Genomic DNA, 16336 nt, shown 5'->3' with positions numbered 1-16336 from the left:
ACTGACTCTGTTTATCCTCATGTTGTTGGGGTTGTGGCTACCGTTAGCAGTTCCCATTTATTTATTTGGGGATGATCCCAATACCGTTAATATTATTACTCTGCTATTACTATATGTAGAATTTATTGTATTAGTACGTTTCTGGGGAAAATGGATTGATCATCAACCCAAACTTCTCCAACACTACGGCTTACGTCTAAACCCTGAAAATACTTGGTTATTGATTGCGGGACTGAGTTGGGGTTGTTTGAGTTTACTCAGTTTATTTGCCCTAGAAGCTCAACTGGGATGGCTAGCGTGGTATCCTGATGTTACACAATTTCCCCAAGTAATCTTAGAAGGACTGGCGATCGCTTTGGGGATTGGGTTCGCCGAGGAACTATTCTTCCGGGGATGGCTGCTAGATGAACTTCAGCGAGACTATTCCTATGGGATTGCAGCTTGGGTATGTAGTATTATCTATGCGATCGCCCACTTTATTAAACCTCTGGCTGAAATTCTCCGTACCTGGCCACAATTTCCCGGTTTAATCTTACTCGGATTAATCTTCGTTTGGGCTAAATCTGTGATCAGTCCCCGGTCTAAAAAAACAACCATTACTCAGGGAAATCTGGGTTTACCGATTGGGCTTCATAGCGGATTGGTTTGGGGGTATTATATCATCAGTGTCGGCGGAAAAATACAATATTCGGGGCGAGTTCCCGATTGGGTTGTCGGGATTGATCAAAATCCGTTAGCAGGTTTGATGGGATTGGTGTTTTTAAGTGCGATCGCCACAATCATCAGAAAATTGGCGATCGCCATCAAGTTCTAAGTCACCAAAAAGGGCTACTGAACGCAGGCTGTTTATGTCGCCCGTCTACCAAAAGCAATCCCCAAATTCTGACAGCCTTGATCAAGGCTTTACAAATTCACCCGAAGAATTCGGCTGAAGCTTTTGCTCAAATCATTTTTGAGAACATTGGTGTCGAGCAGCTAGACAAAAGTGAAAGTAAGGGTTAAAAGTATCTTAGCGATCGCAACTGCGATACCCAATCCTTCTTTAAAACTGAGGAATGCCTAAACTCATTATCCAGATTCCTTGCTACAACGAAGAAGAAACCCTGGAAATTGCCCTTGCCCAACTTCCCCGTCAAATTCCCGGTATTGATACCGTAGAATGGCTAATCATTAACGATGGTAGCCTAGATCGCACAGTCGATGTCGCTCGGACTTGCGGGGTTGATCACATTGTCAGTTTTGAATACAATCAAGGCTTGGCAAAAGCATTTATGGTCGGAATAGAAGCCAGTCTCAAAGCGGGTGCTGATATTATTGTTAATACCGATGCCGATAATCAATATTGTGCCGAAGATATTCCCCGTTTAATTGAGCCAATCTTACTCGGTTACGCAGAAATTGTGGTCGGGGCTAGACCTATTCGCCAAATCAAACATTTTTCCCCGAGTAAAAAGTTCTTGCAACAACTCGGAAGTTGGGTGGTTCGTGTAGCCAGTAGCACTAATATTCCTGATGCACCAAGCGGGTTTCGGGCGTTTAGTCGCAACGCGGCAATGCAAATTAATGTTTTTAATGAATATACTTATACCCTAGAAACAATTATTCAGGCTGGACAAAAGGGAATTGCAATTACTTCGGTTCCGGTTCGGACTAATCCCGATTTACGACCTTCTCGTTTAGTTAAAAGTATTCCCTCTTATATTAAACAGTCAATTTTCACGATTTTACGCATTTTTATGACCTACAGGCCGTTACGTTTTTTTGCGGTCTTTGGGAGTATTCCTTTTACTTTAGGATTTTTGTTGTGTGTGCGTTGGCTCGTGTTATTCTTTGAAGATATGACCCGAGCAAGAACACCGAGCTTGATTTTAGCGGCAATTTTAATCATCATTGGCTTCCAACTTTGGATGTTTGGTTTAGTGGCTGATGTCATGGCAGTTAACCGAAAAATTTTAGAAGATGTGCAGTTACGATTACGAAGATCTGAGTTTGAAAAGTTTACAAAATCTAAACAAAATCTAAGTAATACGGATTAATTGCAGTGATCAAGCGGCTTATTTCTATCGTCATCAGTTTGGGGATTTTGATTATTCTTTATTCCCAAATTGATCGTGTTGGTTTAGTTGAGATCTTTCAAAATTGCGATCGCCAATGGATGGTGATTAGTTTAGGAATGGTAATTCCGATTACTATGATCACAGCTTGGCGACTCCAACAACTCATGCCACAGGGAACAAGTTTGAGATTTACTGAGGCGAATCGTTTAATTTTAGCGGCCTCTGTACTGAATATGATCTTACCCTCGAAAATGGGGGATATTGTCAAGGCTTACTTCATGCAGCAACGGGGACATTTAAAGGGATCATTATCTTTATCTCTCGTTGTCTTTGAAAAGACTTGCGATCTGTTATCACTCTTGTTATGGTGTGTTCTAGGGTTAATCGTTTATCCTGAGAAAGATCTCTTATTCTGGACAATGACCATCGGTGTTAGTCTGGGCTTGATTGCTGGAGTGTTACTTTTAGGATATCGTCAACTTGCTGATTCCTTTTTCTTGTTTTGCCGAAAAATGGCATCCAAAAAAATGGGAGAAAAGCTCAAAAGCCTCCAAATTTCTTGGGGAGAGATGCACGATTATTTTTGGAGTGATAAAGGTCAACTGTTGAAAATTAGTGCAACTTCTATTTTTATTTGGTTTCTCCATTTATTGCAAATCTGGTTTTTTATACTTGCCTTAAATGCTTGGACTCCATTTTGGGTAAATTTAGCCCTTTCTCCCTTAGCAATTTTAGCCGGATTATTACCCTTAACCTTTGCTGGAGTTGGAACTCGCGACACTGCATTAGTCTTACTTTATCAACCCTATTTTGATGCTACAACAGCCGCAGCTTTGGGTTTACTCTGTACCTCCCGTTATTTCCTTCCTGCACTGGGTGGGCTTCCCTTTTTAGGACAGTATCTCACTCTAGCACGTCAGGGATCTAAATCTAATTTTTTTAGACATTAATGTAGTTATTTAGTAATGAAAAATCTTCGTATTGCTTGGCTTTTAACCTCCGCATTCTACTATTGGCATCCTCCCCTGACCGAGTTAGCGAAACTGTTTCCTGAAACAACAGCTTTTGTGGCAAATTGAATATGGAATATTTGATCTCAAAACTCAGGCATAATTAGACCTGAAGTGCTTGGCACTTAGAAAGGGCTGCATCTATGCTAGCACAATGTTTTAGCTTCTTCTATAGTCCAACAATTAGAGCTAGAGTCCACTGCTAAATCTCCGGAGTCAATGATATGATCATAGCAATGTTTTCCCTATTGATCAGATGAAAAAACGAGTCACGCTGACATTTCCTCGAACTTCCGTTCAAGTCCCGATCACCTATCGACTGGCGAAGGATTTTAATGTAGCATCAAATATTATCCGCGCTCAAGTTACACCGAATCAAATTGGCACTCTTGTTGTAGAATTATCCGGAGATATTGATCAACTTGAAGCGGCTATTGATTGGATGCAATCCAAAAATATTAAGGTTTCGTTAGAACGACGAGAAATTCTCATTGATGAAGAAATTTGTGTCGATTGTGGTTTGTGTACAGGGGTTTGTCCGACTGAAGCTTTAACCCTTGATTCGGATACCTTTTATTTAACCTTTACTCGCTCACGCTGTATTGTTTGTGAACAATGTATTTCTGCTTGTCCAGTACAGGCAATTTCAACAAATCTTTAAGCGTCAAATATCTTCTCAATGAGATTATGGAAATTGAAACGTGAAAAAGGCGACTTGGTTTTCTTTGTTTCTTTTGATTTTAACTTATATCACTTTTGGATGGACGCTGTTTGAAGCGGAAATAAATCTCTATGAATTGGGAGCCATTATTACAAGTATTGTGATTTTGTGTTTATTATTTACCACTCCGATCAATCAGTTGCAAAAGCCTATTGTCAAGTGGTTTAAAACGGATGTTGGGACTTTTATCTCTATACTATTAGGTTCTTTTCTGATTGTTGTGATTGCCACCTACTTAAACACTTTTGCTAAAATTCTGTTAATTCTTTCTGCAACTACATTAGTTAGGATGGAACTGCAAACTTTAGGAATTAAAAATTGGTCTGCTTTTTTTATACTGTTAATTACTTCTCTGTTGGGTTTAGGATTAGGACTAGGAATTCATTATTTTATTGAAAATTAAATGCAACCTAAAATTTCAACAATTCCACTGATCAAACTCGCTTCTGGCGATTATTTATCTCTCCAAGTTTACAAGTTTCAAGGCGCAAAACCCGGAAAAAAAGCCTATATCCAGTCAAACTTACATGGGGCTGAAATTAGCGGAAATGCCGTTATTCATCATTTAATTGCAGATTTGATCAAATTAGATGAAACTCAACTCATGGGTGAAATTTGGCTGGTTCCCGTTTGTAATCCTCTCGGAGTCAATCAACGCGCCCATCATTTCTCCTCTGGCCGCTACAATAGTTATGATGGCAAAGACTGGAATCGTATTTTTTGGGACTATGAAAAAACAGAAGTCGATATCGCCGAATTTGCGCGATCGCAACAAAATTTAAGTTTACCAGAAATTCAGACAAACTATCGCCAAAAAATCTTAGAACAGTTTCAAACTTTAATTCAAACCACAAAAAATCAAAGTCAAACGTCTTATTCAGAATCTTATCGCACGATTTTACAATCTCTCTGTTTGGATGCAGATTATGTGATTGATCTACACAGTTCTACCAATCAAGCAATTGATTATTTATACTGTTTTCAGAGTCGAGAAGAAAGTGCAAAAGCCTTCTTATTAGATTATGGAATCTTAATGAACAACTACGATGGAGATGCTTTCGATGAAGCCTTTCTCAAACCCTGGTTAGCCCTAGAAAAGCAATTATCCTCTCTGGGAAAAACCGTTAAATTTGAGATCGAATCCTGGACATTAGAACTCGGTTCAGGAATGAAAATGAATCCCGAATCAGTCGAGAAAGGAATTCGCGGTATCAAAAACTATCTAGCCTGTAAGAAACTCTTAAACCTAGATGAATTTCCGTTACCTGCAACTTCAAATCATCCTTTAAAATTAACCCTAAAAAGCCAGGCTAAACGATATTATGCACCCACAGGCGGAATGATTCAAAATCGAGTTGAACTTGGAAGTTCAGTCAAAACAGGAGAAACCCTTTACCAAATTCTCAGCTTTAACAAAACCGAAAACTTACCGCAAATTATAGACATCAAAGCCGAATCAAGCGGAGTCATTTTTGATGTTTCCACCAATCACACCGTCAATCAATGTGACTATGTATTATCCGTTATGGAACAAGTCTCAACCTAAAGATAGATGAAAATAGCTTCATACTTGTATCTACTCATCAGTATTTTTCGATGGGTGACAAACATTGAGAGATATCGGCGATGCGGTACAGAAGATTGGTAAACTAAATCGTGTAAAACCACTCACAACAGACAAACCCTTGCTAGACGAACAAGCCAAAACCACAATACTCCGCAAAATTCCTCACGCCCTGTACATTTGCGGAGTCAAAGACGGCGAAGAAGTTAACGGTTTCACCGCCAGTTGGGTGATGCAAGCCTCCTTCAAACCACCGCTAGTCGTCAACTGTGTCAAACAAGACTCAAAATCCCACGCCATGATAGAAGCCAGTGGAGTATTTTCTCTGAGTTTTCTAGAAGATGGCCAAAAAGAAATGGCTCAAAAATTCTTCAAACCTCAACGTCGAGTCGGTAACAAATTTGAAGACGTAGAATTCTACGAAGGAGAAACAGGCTGTCCAATCATCTCCGACTCCTTGGGTTATGTAGAATGTCGGGTTGTCGGTAGCGTACCTCAAGGAGATCATACCGTTTTTGTGGGCGAAGTTATTGCCGCAGGCGTACATCGAGACGGAGAAATCCTATCCCTAGAGAGTACAGGCTGGAACTATGGCGGTTAAAAATTAGTCATTCCTAACCCCTCAAAAATGAGTTCTCTACCTCTCAAAACTTAAACTATGCCTTTAATCAAAGTTCAAACCTCAGTTTCAACACCCGAAAAGTCGGAAGTTGAAACCCTACTCAAAAGCCTCTCAGCGTCCTTGGCCAAGCATTTAGGAAAACCCGAATCCTATGTGATGACAGCTTTTGAACCCAATATTCCCATGACCTTCGCCGGGACAACAGACCCCGTTTGTTACATGGAAATTAAAAGTATTGGCTTACCAGAGAGTAAAACCAAGACGATGAGTGCCGATTTTTGTCAAACCATCAATAAAGCTTTGGATATTCCAGTCAATCGCATCTATATTGAATTTGCGAATGCTCCCGGAACCCTGTGGGGCTGGAATGGAACAACCTTTGGCTAGGGTGAGAAATCAAGACAAAAAATCCTCAATTCTCTCTGATGTCAAAAATTTCGACTGTTGAGGAACTTCAATCGGGCTTAGAAATTCTTTACAAAGTAAGAGGCTGTGATAGTATCTGGATGGATTTGCACGACTTATTCAGTAGGCGATACAAGCCTATAGCCTGTGGTGGAGGAGAGTCCAGGGATGCTCAATAGGATGTCAGAGGGATATTTAACGGGTAGGGGAAACCATAGCCAGCCACACCCCCTACGAATTGGGGTGATTGGGGTTGGTAATATGGGACAACATCACACCCGAGTTCTGAGTTTACTCAAGGATGTCCAGTTGGTGGGTGTTGCGGATATCAATGTAGAAAGAGGGCTAGATACTGCTAGCAAGTATCGAGTTCATTTTTTTGAAGATTATCAGGATTTACTCGAACACGTCGATGCCGTTTGTATCGCGGTTCCCACTCGTTTACATTACTCTGTGGGGATGACCTGTTTACAAGCGGGGGTTCATGTTTTAATTGAGAAACCGATTGCGGCGAGTATTGCTGAAGCCGAATCTTTGGTCAATGCTGCTGCTAAGTATCAACGGATTTTACAAGTAGGCCACATCGAACGCTTTAACCCGGCGTTTCAAGAGTTGAGTAAAGTCCTTAAAACCGAGGAATTACTGGCTTTAGAAGCCCATCGGATGAGTCCTTACTCGAATCGCGCTAACGATGTCTCTGTGGTCTTAGATTTGATGATACACGATATCGACTTGTTGCTCGAGTTGGTCGCTTCTCCTGTGGTGCGACTTACAGCCAGTGGGAGTCGGGCGGCAGATTCGGGTTATTTAGATTATGTGACGGCAACACTAGGCTTTGCTAACGGGATTGTTGCTACATTAATTGCCAGTAAAGTGACTCATCGTAAGTTGCGTTCTATTGTTGCTCATTGTAAAAGTTCTCTGACTGAAGCTGATTTTCTTAATAATGAAATTCTGATTCATCGTCAAACGACAGCAAATTATGTAACAGACTATGGTCAGGTTCTTTACCGTCAGGATGGATTGATTGAGAAAGTTCACACGAGTAATATTGAACCTTTACACGCGGAGTTAGAACATTTTGTTCACTGCGTTCGGGGAGGGAATCAACCCTCTGTCGGCGGTGAACAGGCTCTCAAGGCTTTACGCTTGGCAAGTTTAATTGAGCAAATGGCCCTCGAAGGTCAAGCTTGGAATTTAGAAGAACTAGAGTATCATTTGAATTCTTCGGCCGTTCGTGTCAATTAAAGAAGGCAGCAACTAGAAGTCAGAAGCATCTTTCAATACTATAGGGTAATCTCAAGGTTTTTATCAAGGGCGGGACAGAGTTCCCGCTCTTTGTTGTTTATGTCTACTAGAAATAGCCATCTTTCGGTTTTCCGACATCATTATTCGGTTTTCTCTACCAAGTCGAGTTGACAGTCTCGGTAAAACTCTGTTACATTAGTTTACATAAGTTAACAAAAGTTAAGGAGTTAACATACATGATTTACTTAATCGCATTAGCGGGTCTATTTATCGCAGGTTGGGCTGCTGCTGCCGTTATCGGTACAATGGCTTACTTCCGAGGCGAACAAAGCAAGCCCATTCACCAACGCAACTGGGACAATGATTCCTTTGAACAAATTGCTCAGTCTGTAACAGGTGCAGAAATTGACTATAACGAACGTGTTCCGGCTTATGCTTTAGATGCCTACGCTAGCAACACATTCTAAAAATGCAACAACAAAAGTGTAGCCCCTCATCTCGGCATTTACAGCCTGCTGAGGATAGAGTAAAGGTCTTAGAGACTAGGTTGTGATATCTCTCATTGGGTGGAATGAAGGATATCACAGCAAATCTAGACTGAGGTCACAGCCTAACGGGGTGAAGTACACTTATGTTGGAGATAGATTTACCTCAAGTCAAAACATCTGTTGTCGCCTGTTAAAAGGAACTTTCAGAGTATTAAACTTGCTCGGTAATTACCTTAAACTCTTTCGCTTTGAATCTTTAATTTCAATTATTTTTTTAAACTTGTTTTAATTCACGGTGGTATGAAATAGGTTTCTTCTCTCCTAGAAACAACAACGGTTTCAAATCTCTCCCTTTAGCAGTCTATTATTAGGCTGCTTTTTATGTTGACCTAAATTATTTCCAACCCTTGAGAATCTAAAGTTAATGATACCTGCTTAACTTTCTGATTTTCCCGGATTTAATCCTAATTTGAGCGGCATTATTGATGATAGCCAATAAATTCAGACCTTAAATGATGGAAATTATATCCTGATTAATGAGATTTAGTAAAATTGTTATTGCTGACGAAATTTTTAACGGTCAGTAAAAACTCTCGGAACGACTGTTAAACAAATTTGATCAAACAGTTACTCTAGCTCAACAGTAAAATAAATAGAAAACAATTGGATTGGACTTAAATTGAATTTATAATTCACAGGAGACGAGCAAAATGAGAATTAAAATTAAACCGTTTATTCACGTTCTTAAAATCGCCAAAAATACAGATTACTTAGGAGATGTTGCCATTCTCAAAGCAGAAGCGTTTGGTGTAAAACTCAATCATAAATTTGAATCAAAAATGCAGTCTGTGGTTGGTTATCATCCCAAGATTGACTTAGAAAAACTGATTCAACTTCCACCTCAAACTTTAGGCTATCAGTACGCTGAACATATTAAATCTAACCATCTTCAGCCTTTTGAAATTAGTCAATATGTCAGCAAAATTGCTGAAAATAATGTTTTTTCACTGCGGTATTCCATCACCCATGATATTTTTCATGTATTGCTAGGCTTTGATACCAGTTATGCTGGAGAAATCGGAGTTTTAGCGTTTGCTGCGGAACAAAACTACAGCCCTAGTTTAAAACTTTCGCTGAGAATAGCGCGACTACTTTATCCAATTTTAGCCCCTCAACAAATTCCGCAAATTTTTCAGAACCTTCGTCGCGGTCGAGAATTAGGAAATCTTGCCCAATTTTTATTGAATTATCGCTTCGAGGAAAACTGGGAAAGACCCTTAACTGAAATTAAAGCAGAGTTAGGATTAATTAAAAAATTAAGTTGAAACATTTTGTCATTTCTCCTGAATCGATTGACAATCTCCCCCTTCAAAATTTAAAATAAAGACAAGGATTTAATGGGTGTTTAAAAAAACTTATGATTTTAACGACAACCAGCACACTCCAAGGTAAAGAGATTACCCAATATTGTGGAATTGTTAGCGGAGAAGCAATTTTAGGGGCTAATGTTTTTCGAGACTTTTTTGCCAGTATTCGAGATGTGGTGGGTGGACGGTCAGCCGGTTATGAAAAATCCTTGCGTGAAGCCAAAGAAACCGCTATCAAAGAAATGCAACAAGCGGCAGTCGCATTAGGGGCAAATGCGATTATTGGGATCGATTTAGATTATGAAACGATTAACTCCAGTGGCGGTGGAAGTATGTTGATGGTGGCGGCGAGTGGAACCGCAGTCAAATATAATCCATAGGCCCAAATTTATTTAATCCTGACCCCTACAAAAAGTTGATCGGAAGTGATTTCAGACTGTTCACAACCAAACTCCACTCGACAACTGCAAACAGCCTCTCTAGTTAAAGCCCTCGTCTACGAAAACAGCGATTTTTTCTGCAAAGTTTGATACAATTCTTGAGTTGGTTGAAATCAATCCCAACAATATCATTGTACATCCTCGAAAAAGACTATGAGTAGACTTCGCAACATTCTTGCTGGTGCAGGTATTGCTACCGTCGGTGCAGTTGGAACAAAAATGGCAGTTGATTACTTCAAAAACCGTAATAAAGAAGAAGCTCCAGACGAAAGTGAAGGAGATGTTGATGAAGCCGAAACTCCCCCTGAGCAAGTTAGTTATGCTGTTGTTCAAGATGATTCGGTACAATCATTTTTAGATGCTAGCTTTGGTGATCCGGGTCGTTATGTACCCACTCGTTCACCTAAAGTTTTTGACTACCAAGGTGGACAATATATGGTCATTTGGGCGCGAGACAATAAGCAAGATAAAAACCAAATGATGGCATTTCAATATACGGATGCCGGCCGTAAAATGATTGCGAGTGTCGGATATACACCCGATAAAACCGACTACAATATGCCGGGTTTAGAAGACACACCTTTTGCAGTTGAAGTCAATGGCGAAAAAATCGCATCTGGCCAAGGCGAAACAGATGGCGCAGATGAAGTTGATTTTGTTTTAGCTTAATGTACGGGACTCGAACCCGGAGGACATTGTAACCCCTCACCGGGAATAGGTGTCGTTGAAAGCGGGGGAGGAACAGTTGACGGTTCATCAGTTTTACAGATGTTCGCAAACGCCATAACTCCCCCTTCCGTTTGTCCGACTGTAACCACGCCTGCATAACTGGGAAGTTCGCCTGTTTTGGCGGCGGCTGTCATCACAACAGTTTGAGCAGAGTCTCCCACAGTGACCAGTTGATAACTATATTCTCCCGTTTCGACATTTAGATCAACAGAAAGACTGTCTAGAGAACTGGCAAACTGACCATTGACTTCATAATAGGCTTGTTGTCCGGCCGTCATCGTTTGCATCACAAAAGACGCTTGATTGCTACTCTCAAAAGGAGACATTTCTTCTAGTTCAGGAATAGAAATACTCAGTTGACATCCTGTTAGTAACAAGGGAGAAAAAATAAATATTTTCCACACAGAAGATATTGAGTCTATTAACTCAAAGCGGTGTTTAAGTCTGTTCATTGTTCGTTAAAATAGAAGTCTAAACAAAAAGCTCTAGCCTGGAGTTGAATTTCACTACAGTTTCCTCAACATTTATTTCTGAGATCTTTAGAGTTCAGTAAACGGGTCACTGTCTCCCCATCTCCCATCCCTTCTAATTACCTATCGGTGTTCTTCTGCAAATTTATGAATTTGTGAGACAATTAATCCGAACTCATCTGTTTTAGAGTCAATGACGGCGGCTAAATCTCGTTTTTTAGAATTTCTAACCCTCTGGAAACAACCCAATCTCTCAACTCGCATGATGTTAGTGGGTTTGGGGATAACATTGGTTTTTATTTTAATTGTGTTGTTGTCTCCGGTGTTTTTGGCTTGGGGATGGATACAAAGTCCAACAGAGTTTTTGTCAAACCCGATTCACGAACCTCCAGGACTAGACTATTGGTTTGGAACCAATCGTCAGGGTTATGATGTGTTTTCTCGAACTTTATTTGGCGCTGCTGCGGCGTGGAAGGTGCTGTTACTCGCCACAGGGTTAAGTTTGGTGATTGGGGTACCTCTGGGGTTAGTGAGTGGTTATCTCGGGGGGAAACTAGACCGAGGGTTAATGTTTTTGATGGATGCGGTGTATACCTTACCGGGACTATTGCTGTCGATTACGTTAGCGTTTGTGGTGGGGCGAGGGATATTCAATGCGGCGATTGCTTTGAGTATTGCTTATGTACCGCAATATTATCGGGTGGTTCGCAATCATACAACCAGTGTCAAAACGGAGTTGTTTATTGAAGCGGCGCAGGCGATGGGGGCGAATACTTGGACGGTATTATCGCGTTACCTGTTTCTCAATGTGATCCAAAGTGTACCTGTTTTATTTACGTTGAATGCAGCGGATGCGATTTTAACTTTAGGGAGTTTAGGATTTTTGGGGTTGGGACTCCCCGAAGAAACACCGGAATGGGGCCATGATTTACGGTTGGCGTTGGAGGCACTGCCCACGGGGATTTGGTGGACTGCTTTTTTTCCGGGGTTAGCCCTGACATTGATGGTTGTGGGGTTATCGTTGGTGGGAGAAGGATTGAATGATTGGGTTAACCCCCGACTGAGAAATCAACGTTAGGTGTGATGCGGTCTAGAGTTGGTGTTTTCCCTGAATAAGAGCTTAATTGCTAGCAGACTTCCTGTAAAGAAATGTATATTTTCTGTGATCTTTAGATTTACAAGTTGAATATTAAAACAATATAACAACTTGCTCAATAATTATGAGAAGATGGCGTCAATAGCTTAACTTGATTTAACATTAGAGTAGGCTCCAATTTTTGAGATTTGAGTTAACGTACAAAAAAGGACTTACGTTCAAATGGTTTCTTTTAAAAGTTGTGAAGATCAATTCACATTCCTCAGTCAATAGGCTGGGTGAGCTGAAGAAACTGTCTCTGTTGGGTTAACATGATGGAGGAGGCTGAAAAATCTACAGTCGAAGATCATCAAACATTCCCAAACCAATAATCACAGCTAAAATGCCCATTGAGGCTTCAGCTATTTCCTGAGAAAGGAAAAATCTGAAAAATTGTCTTGTCAGACCAAAGGTAAAAGCCAGTTGGTATTGAGCAATTACAACCCCTACCGCTTTAATGAAAGCGGTTAGCCCAAAAATGCTAAAGGTGTGTAACACTCAGACCAAACAAGCATAATCTGAGGAATTTCCAACTTTTAATCCCAGTAAAAACCTTGAACTTGTAGTGAGGCCGTGCAATTTGAATGAGAGAGGCTACAATCGAAAAGGTCTAACTGCAATTGTCCGAACACCAATTGGTGTTGTCTAATACTGAATGTCTAAATTTGAGTGAAGTCGAGTTTACTCAAATATTGGCAACATTCTCATCAAACCGTAATTGCGGTTAGAATTGGCTAAACTGTCTAGAAATAGACAAACTACTAATTGTTTACAGTGATTGATTCTTGCATTGAGGAGCATGAGGAACGCGGCATGATCCAGACGAACAACGGACTCGCAACCCCCATTCAGCCGGAGATGGAACCGATCGAACTTCTTCAAAAATCAACCCGAACCCAACCGGGAAATGAGCTAGATCTTTTGATTGAAGATGACGACTCTCAAGAAGAAGACTATGTTGAATCTCAGTCTGATGAAGAAGATGAAAGCAAGTCCGAAGGAGTTGCTAAGTCACGACGTCGGACTCAGGCGAAGAAAAAACACTATACGGAGGATTCGATTAGACTCTACCTCCAAGAAATAGGTCGGATTCGATTGTTACGAGCTGATGAAGAAATTGAATTAGCTCGTCGAATTGCAGATTTGTTAGAGTTAGAGCGCATCCGAGAAAAACTCGTCGAACATAACCATTGTGAACCCGAAGACCGAGAATGGGCGAGTGCTGTTGACATGGCATTGCCTGAGTTTCGTCGCCGTCTTTTCTTAGGTAGACGAGCAAAGGATAAGATGGTGCAGTCAAACCTGCGTTTGGTGGTTTCGATAGCGAAAAAGTACATGAACCGAGGCTTGTCATTTCAAGACTTGATTCAAGAAGGAAGTCTTGGATTGATTCGGGCGGCTGAGAAGTTTGACCACGAAAAAGGTTACAAGTTCAGTACCTATGCAACCTGGTGGATTCGTCAAGCCATTACCCGAGCGATCGCCGATCAATCTCGGACAATTCGGCTTCCGGTTCACTTGTATGAAACCATTTCTCGCATCAAAAAGACAACGAAATTACTCTCCCAAGAAATGGGTCGCAAACCCACGGAAGAGGAAATCGCCACTCGGATGGAAATGACGATTGAGAAGTTGCGGTTTATTGCTAAATCGGCTCAATTGCCCATCTCTCTAGAAACACCCATTGGTAAAGAAGAAGATTCTCGTCTGGGTGATTTTATTGAGTCGGATGGTGAAACCCCCGAAGATCAGGTTTCTAAAAACCTCCTGCGTGAAGATCTCGAAAGTGTTTTAGATACGCTGAGTCCTCGTGAACGTGATGTTTTACGGTTGCGCTACGGTTTAGACGATGGTCGCATGAAGACGCTTGAAGAAATTGGTCAAATCTTCAATGTTACTCGTGAACGAATTCGTCAAATTGAAGCGAAAGCTTTACGGAAGTTGCGCCATCCTAATCGCAACAGCATCTTAAAAGAGTACATTCGCTAGTAGTTTCGTTAAGGCTATCTAAGGCGTGAATGGGCAAAGCCAGGACGAAGTTTTCCGCTTTGCCCTTATTTTTTCTGGAAATTCTCAAGTCTGGGTCAATAAAAAACTTGAGAGTTACATAAAACCCCCAAGTCGTGTTAAAATCTCTCTACGCTTTAAATCTAGCTAACTTAAAGCCTCTCTTAAGATCTAGGCTAGTGTAATGGACAACTGCACAACTCTCTATGCAAATTATCCATTGCTCTAGCTTACATCAAGCCCCAGAAGTGTAATACACCTTGTCCGGAAGCCAGTTCGATAATTACGGCAGAGATAAAGCCGATCATCGCCAGGCGACCATTCCAGGTTTCTGCTCCAGCGGTGAAGCCCCAGTTCCATTGTTGACGATTTTGACCTTGGGGTATACTATTTTGAGTTTCCATTTTGCAATCTCCTTTCTTGAAACTAATTGCTCTCTGTAAATAAATGTAACTAAATTGTAAAGAAAGTGCAAGGGAAATGAGACGATTTTCTGATATATAAGTCCTAAGGAACAGATTAAACAGGCTCATCTGTTTAGTCTCTCTATCTGGGGAACTAGCGAGGGAAAATCGCCAGTTCTGTCTGAGGATCAAATAAGTGAATATGGTCAATGGCGATCGCCATCCAAATCTTTTCCCCGAGACTCACCGACACCTCCCCCGGAACCCGTAATTGGAGTAAAGAAAAAGCACCGTTCTCGCGGGAATAGGGACGAACCGATAAGAGAGTTTCATGTCCTAAACTCTCCATTCGTTCCACCTTCACCGGGAGATTTCTGGGAGCGGCGCAACTGATTTTTAAATGTTCGGGTCGCACGCCCAAAATTAACGATTGCTCCTGATAAGCCTTAAGATTAAAACCCCATTGCTCCGGTAAAGTCATACGAAACAAAGGATGTACAATCAACAACGGCGCTGAAAACTGAACCGTTAAAAAATTCATTGGGGGAGAACCAATAAATTCAGCAACAAATTGATTCGCCGGACGATTATATAACTCTAGGGGTTTCGCCACCTGCTGGATTTGACCGCGATTCATCACCGCAATTCGAGAACCCATCGTCATCGCTTCCGTTTGATCATGAGTCACATAAATCGTCGTTGTTCCCAATTGACGTTGCAACTCCACAATTTGAGCGCGAGTTTCTGTCCGTAATTTCGCATCCAAATTCGATAAAGGTTCATCCATCAAAAAAACCTGGGGATTACGAGCCATCGCCCGTCCCAAAGCCACCCGTTGCTTTTGTCCTCCCGAAAGTTGCTTAGGATATCGATCCAAAAGCGATTCAATCTGTAATAACCTCGCCACCGCAAAAACTCTCGCCGCGATTGCCTTTTCCTGCGCCGAACGATAACGCAAACCGGGTTTTAGCGATCGCGTCATCACCCCCAATGCTTCCTCCCCAAAGCGTTTGAGCATCACCGAAAAATCCTGATTACTCTCCGAGATCAAGTCTTGATTTTCCCCTAACTTTTCCCCCATTCGTCGCAACCCAAACGCCAAATTATCATAAACCTTGAGATGGGGATAAAGAGCATAATTTTGAAAAACCATCGCAATATCTCGGGCTTTTGGGGGTAAACCATTCACCAAAGTTTCCCCAATCCAAATATTGCCACCCGTGAGCGATTCTAACCCGGCAATTAACCGTAATAACGTACTTTTCCCACACCCAGACGGCCCGACTAATACCATAAATTCGCCATCATTGATCGTCAGGTTAATCCGTCGGAGAACTGCCCCAGAAGACATTAACCCCTCAGAAGTCGAAACCTGTTCATGATCATCCGATTCGAGACGATAACGGTTTGCTTGAACTCGAATAGAAGACGAAAACGTTTGATAAATATTTTCTAAGACAACCTGAGCCATCAGTTCTATACTTAGTTAACCCAATTCAACCCAATAATTAGTTCCTAAGGATGATGAAGCAATAACGGATCACGAACCCCAATAATTTTTTCTCCCGTATTGAGTTTAAATAAACGATTGCCTGTAGCCTCCTCATTTTGAAGCTTGACTTCATCAACCGCAAAACGCACAATACGATTTTCACTGGTGATCAGATAA

At 41.2% G+C, this 16336-nt stretch carries 19 protein-coding genes; 15 read left to right on the top strand and 4 right to left on the bottom strand.

Translation table 11 applies throughout. The features are described 5' to 3' along the window. The first annotated feature begins 19 nt into the window (after positions 1–19). From M595_RS17735 to M595_RS17675, 13 genes are all read left to right on the top strand, one after another. Positions 20–814 (top strand): CPBP family intramembrane glutamic endopeptidase, encoded by a 795-nt coding sequence (locus tag M595_RS17735; RefSeq protein ID WP_023067735.1) that lies wholly within the window; start codon positions 20–22, stop codon positions 812–814. A gap of 241 nt (positions 815–1055) precedes the next feature. Continuing rightward, the gene (locus M595_RS17730) at positions 1056–2036 is read left to right on the top strand and encodes a glycosyltransferase family 2 protein (protein ID WP_023067749.1); all 981 of its coding nucleotides are present in this window, start codon (positions 1056–1058) and stop codon (positions 2034–2036) included. An 8-nt stretch (positions 2037–2044) separates the two neighbouring features. Beyond that, on the top strand, positions 2045–3007 hold the full coding sequence (locus M595_RS17725) for a lysylphosphatidylglycerol synthase transmembrane domain-containing protein (protein ID WP_040484298.1): 963 nt from the start codon (positions 2045–2047) through the stop codon (positions 3005–3007). A 316-nt stretch (positions 3008–3323) separates the two neighbouring features. Continuing rightward, complete coding sequence (locus tag M595_RS17720) at positions 3324–3728, top strand: NIL domain-containing protein (RefSeq protein WP_009785955.1); 405 nt, start codon at positions 3324–3326, stop codon at positions 3726–3728. Between the two features lie 40 nt (positions 3729–3768). Next, a complete protein-coding gene (locus M595_RS17715) occupies positions 3769–4191 on the top strand; it encodes a hypothetical protein (RefSeq protein WP_023067758.1) in 423 nt (140 codons plus the stop codon). Further along, positions 4192–5334 carry a M14 family zinc carboxypeptidase gene (locus M595_RS17710; protein ID WP_023067762.1) on the top strand — a complete coding sequence of 381 codons (1143 nt, stop codon included), beginning with the start codon at positions 4192–4194 and terminating at the stop codon, positions 5332–5334. Between the two features lie 139 nt (positions 5335–5473). Continuing rightward, complete coding sequence (locus M595_RS17705) at positions 5474–5953, top strand: flavin reductase family protein (protein ID WP_023067752.1); 480 nt, start codon at positions 5474–5476, stop codon at positions 5951–5953. 57 nt (positions 5954–6010) lie between these two features. Next, positions 6011–6361 carry a phenylpyruvate tautomerase MIF-related protein gene (locus M595_RS17700; protein WP_023067734.1) on the top strand — a complete coding sequence of 117 codons (351 nt, stop codon included), beginning with the start codon at positions 6011–6013 and terminating at the stop codon, positions 6359–6361. A 186-nt stretch (positions 6362–6547) separates the two neighbouring features. Next, positions 6548–7627, top strand: a complete 1080-nt coding sequence (locus M595_RS17695; protein WP_203419104.1) for a Gfo/Idh/MocA family protein — start codon at positions 6548–6550, stop codon at positions 7625–7627. A 236-nt stretch (positions 7628–7863) separates the two neighbouring features. Continuing rightward, the gene (locus tag M595_RS17690) at positions 7864–8094 is read left to right on the top strand and encodes a photosystem II protein, Psb35-related (RefSeq protein ID WP_023067733.1); all 231 of its coding nucleotides are present in this window, start codon (positions 7864–7866) and stop codon (positions 8092–8094) included. 731 nt (positions 8095–8825) lie between these two features. Then, complete coding sequence (locus M595_RS17685) at positions 8826–9440, top strand: Coq4 family protein (protein ID WP_023067737.1); 615 nt, start codon at positions 8826–8828, stop codon at positions 9438–9440. A 92-nt stretch (positions 9441–9532) separates the two neighbouring features. Next, positions 9533–9862 carry a heavy metal-binding domain-containing protein gene (locus M595_RS17680; RefSeq protein WP_009785946.1) on the top strand — a complete coding sequence of 110 codons (330 nt, stop codon included), beginning with the start codon at positions 9533–9535 and terminating at the stop codon, positions 9860–9862. Positions 9863–10075: 213 nt separating this feature from the next. Then, a complete protein-coding gene (locus M595_RS17675) occupies positions 10076–10591 on the top strand; it encodes a hypothetical protein (protein WP_023067769.1) in 516 nt (171 codons plus the stop codon). Here the strand turns inward: M595_RS17675 and M595_RS17670 are convergent. Next, a complete protein-coding gene (locus M595_RS17670) occupies positions 10588–11103 on the bottom strand; it encodes a type IV pilin-like G/H family protein (RefSeq protein WP_052001803.1) in 516 nt (171 codons plus the stop codon). The genes M595_RS17675 and M595_RS17670 overlap by 4 nt on opposite strands. A gap of 211 nt (positions 11104–11314) precedes the next feature. On the opposite strand from M595_RS17670, the gene M595_RS17665 reads away from it, so the two are divergent. Next, on the top strand, positions 11315–12199 hold the full coding sequence (locus M595_RS17665; RefSeq protein WP_023067743.1) for an ABC transporter permease: 885 nt from the start codon (positions 11315–11317) through the stop codon (positions 12197–12199). Positions 12200–12550: 351 nt separating this feature from the next. Here the strand turns inward: M595_RS17665 and M595_RS17660 are convergent, their stop codons facing one another. Next, on the bottom strand, positions 12551–12754 hold the full coding sequence (locus M595_RS17660) for a hypothetical protein (protein WP_023067763.1): 204 nt from the start codon (positions 12752–12754) through the stop codon (positions 12551–12553). Positions 12755–13069: 315 nt separating this feature from the next. Here M595_RS17660 and rpoD point away from each other — a divergent pair, with 315 nt between their 5' ends. Further along, positions 13070–14245 (top strand): RNA polymerase sigma factor RpoD, encoded by a 1176-nt coding sequence (rpoD, locus tag M595_RS17655; protein ID WP_023067764.1) that lies wholly within the window; start codon positions 13070–13072, stop codon positions 14243–14245. A gap of 248 nt (positions 14246–14493) precedes the next feature. Here the strand turns inward: rpoD and M595_RS17650 are convergent, their stop codons facing one another. Both M595_RS17650 and M595_RS17645 read right to left on the bottom strand, forming a co-directional pair. After that, positions 14494–14667 (bottom strand): CAB/ELIP/HLIP family chlorophyll-binding protein, encoded by a 174-nt coding sequence (locus tag M595_RS17650; RefSeq protein WP_023067748.1) that lies wholly within the window; start codon positions 14665–14667, stop codon positions 14494–14496. A gap of 154 nt (positions 14668–14821) precedes the next feature. Next, entirely contained in the window at positions 14822–16138 is a 1317-nt protein-coding gene (locus M595_RS17645; protein ID WP_023067780.1) for an ABC transporter ATP-binding protein, read from the bottom strand. Positions 16139–16336: the final 198 nt, after the last annotated feature.

It is taken from the genome of Lyngbya aestuarii BL J (assembly GCF_000478195.2).
GTDB lineage: Bacteria > Cyanobacteriota > Cyanobacteriia > Cyanobacteriales > Microcoleaceae > Capilliphycus > Capilliphycus aestuarii.
Note: the sequence above shows the minus strand (reverse complement) of the source record. Positions and strands in the feature narration are given on the sequence as shown.

Excerpts from the sequence above, each read along its gene's own strand:
- M595_RS17730 (WP_023067749.1), top strand. The coding sequence starts at position 1,056 with ATGCCTAAACTCATTATCCAGATTCCTTGCTACAACGAAGAAGAAACC.
- M595_RS17650 (WP_023067748.1), bottom strand. The coding sequence starts at position 14,667 with ATGGAAACTCAAAATAGTATACCCCAAGGTCAAAATCGTCAACAATGG.
- M595_RS17685 (WP_023067737.1), top strand. The coding sequence starts at position 8,826 with ATGAGAATTAAAATTAAACCGTTTATTCACGTTCTTAAAATCGCCAAA.
- M595_RS17720 (WP_009785955.1), top strand. The coding sequence starts at position 3,324 with ATGAAAAAACGAGTCACGCTGACATTTCCTCGAACTTCCGTTCAAGTC.
- M595_RS17735 (WP_023067735.1), top strand. The coding sequence starts at position 20 with ATGTTGTTGGGGTTGTGGCTACCGTTAGCAGTTCCCATTTATTTATTT.
- M595_RS17670 (WP_052001803.1), bottom strand. The coding sequence starts at position 11,103 with ATGAACAGACTTAAACACCGCTTTGAGTTAATAGACTCAATATCTTCT.
- M595_RS17665 (WP_023067743.1), top strand. The coding sequence starts at position 11,315 with ATGACGGCGGCTAAATCTCGTTTTTTAGAATTTCTAACCCTCTGGAAA.
- rpoD (WP_023067764.1), top strand. The coding sequence starts at position 13,070 with ATGATCCAGACGAACAACGGACTCGCAACCCCCATTCAGCCGGAGATG.
- M595_RS17710 (WP_023067762.1), top strand. The coding sequence starts at position 4,192 with ATGCAACCTAAAATTTCAACAATTCCACTGATCAAACTCGCTTCTGGC.
- M595_RS17690 (WP_023067733.1), top strand. The coding sequence starts at position 7,864 with ATGATTTACTTAATCGCATTAGCGGGTCTATTTATCGCAGGTTGGGCT.
- M595_RS17700 (WP_023067734.1), top strand. The coding sequence starts at position 6,011 with ATGCCTTTAATCAAAGTTCAAACCTCAGTTTCAACACCCGAAAAGTCG.
- M595_RS17680 (WP_009785946.1), top strand. The coding sequence starts at position 9,533 with ATGATTTTAACGACAACCAGCACACTCCAAGGTAAAGAGATTACCCAA.
- M595_RS17645 (WP_023067780.1), bottom strand. The coding sequence starts at position 16,138 with ATGGCTCAGGTTGTCTTAGAAAATATTTATCAAACGTTTTCGTCTTCT.
- M595_RS17695 (WP_203419104.1), top strand. The coding sequence starts at position 6,548 with ATGCTCAATAGGATGTCAGAGGGATATTTAACGGGTAGGGGAAACCAT.
- M595_RS17675 (WP_023067769.1), top strand. The coding sequence starts at position 10,076 with ATGAGTAGACTTCGCAACATTCTTGCTGGTGCAGGTATTGCTACCGTC.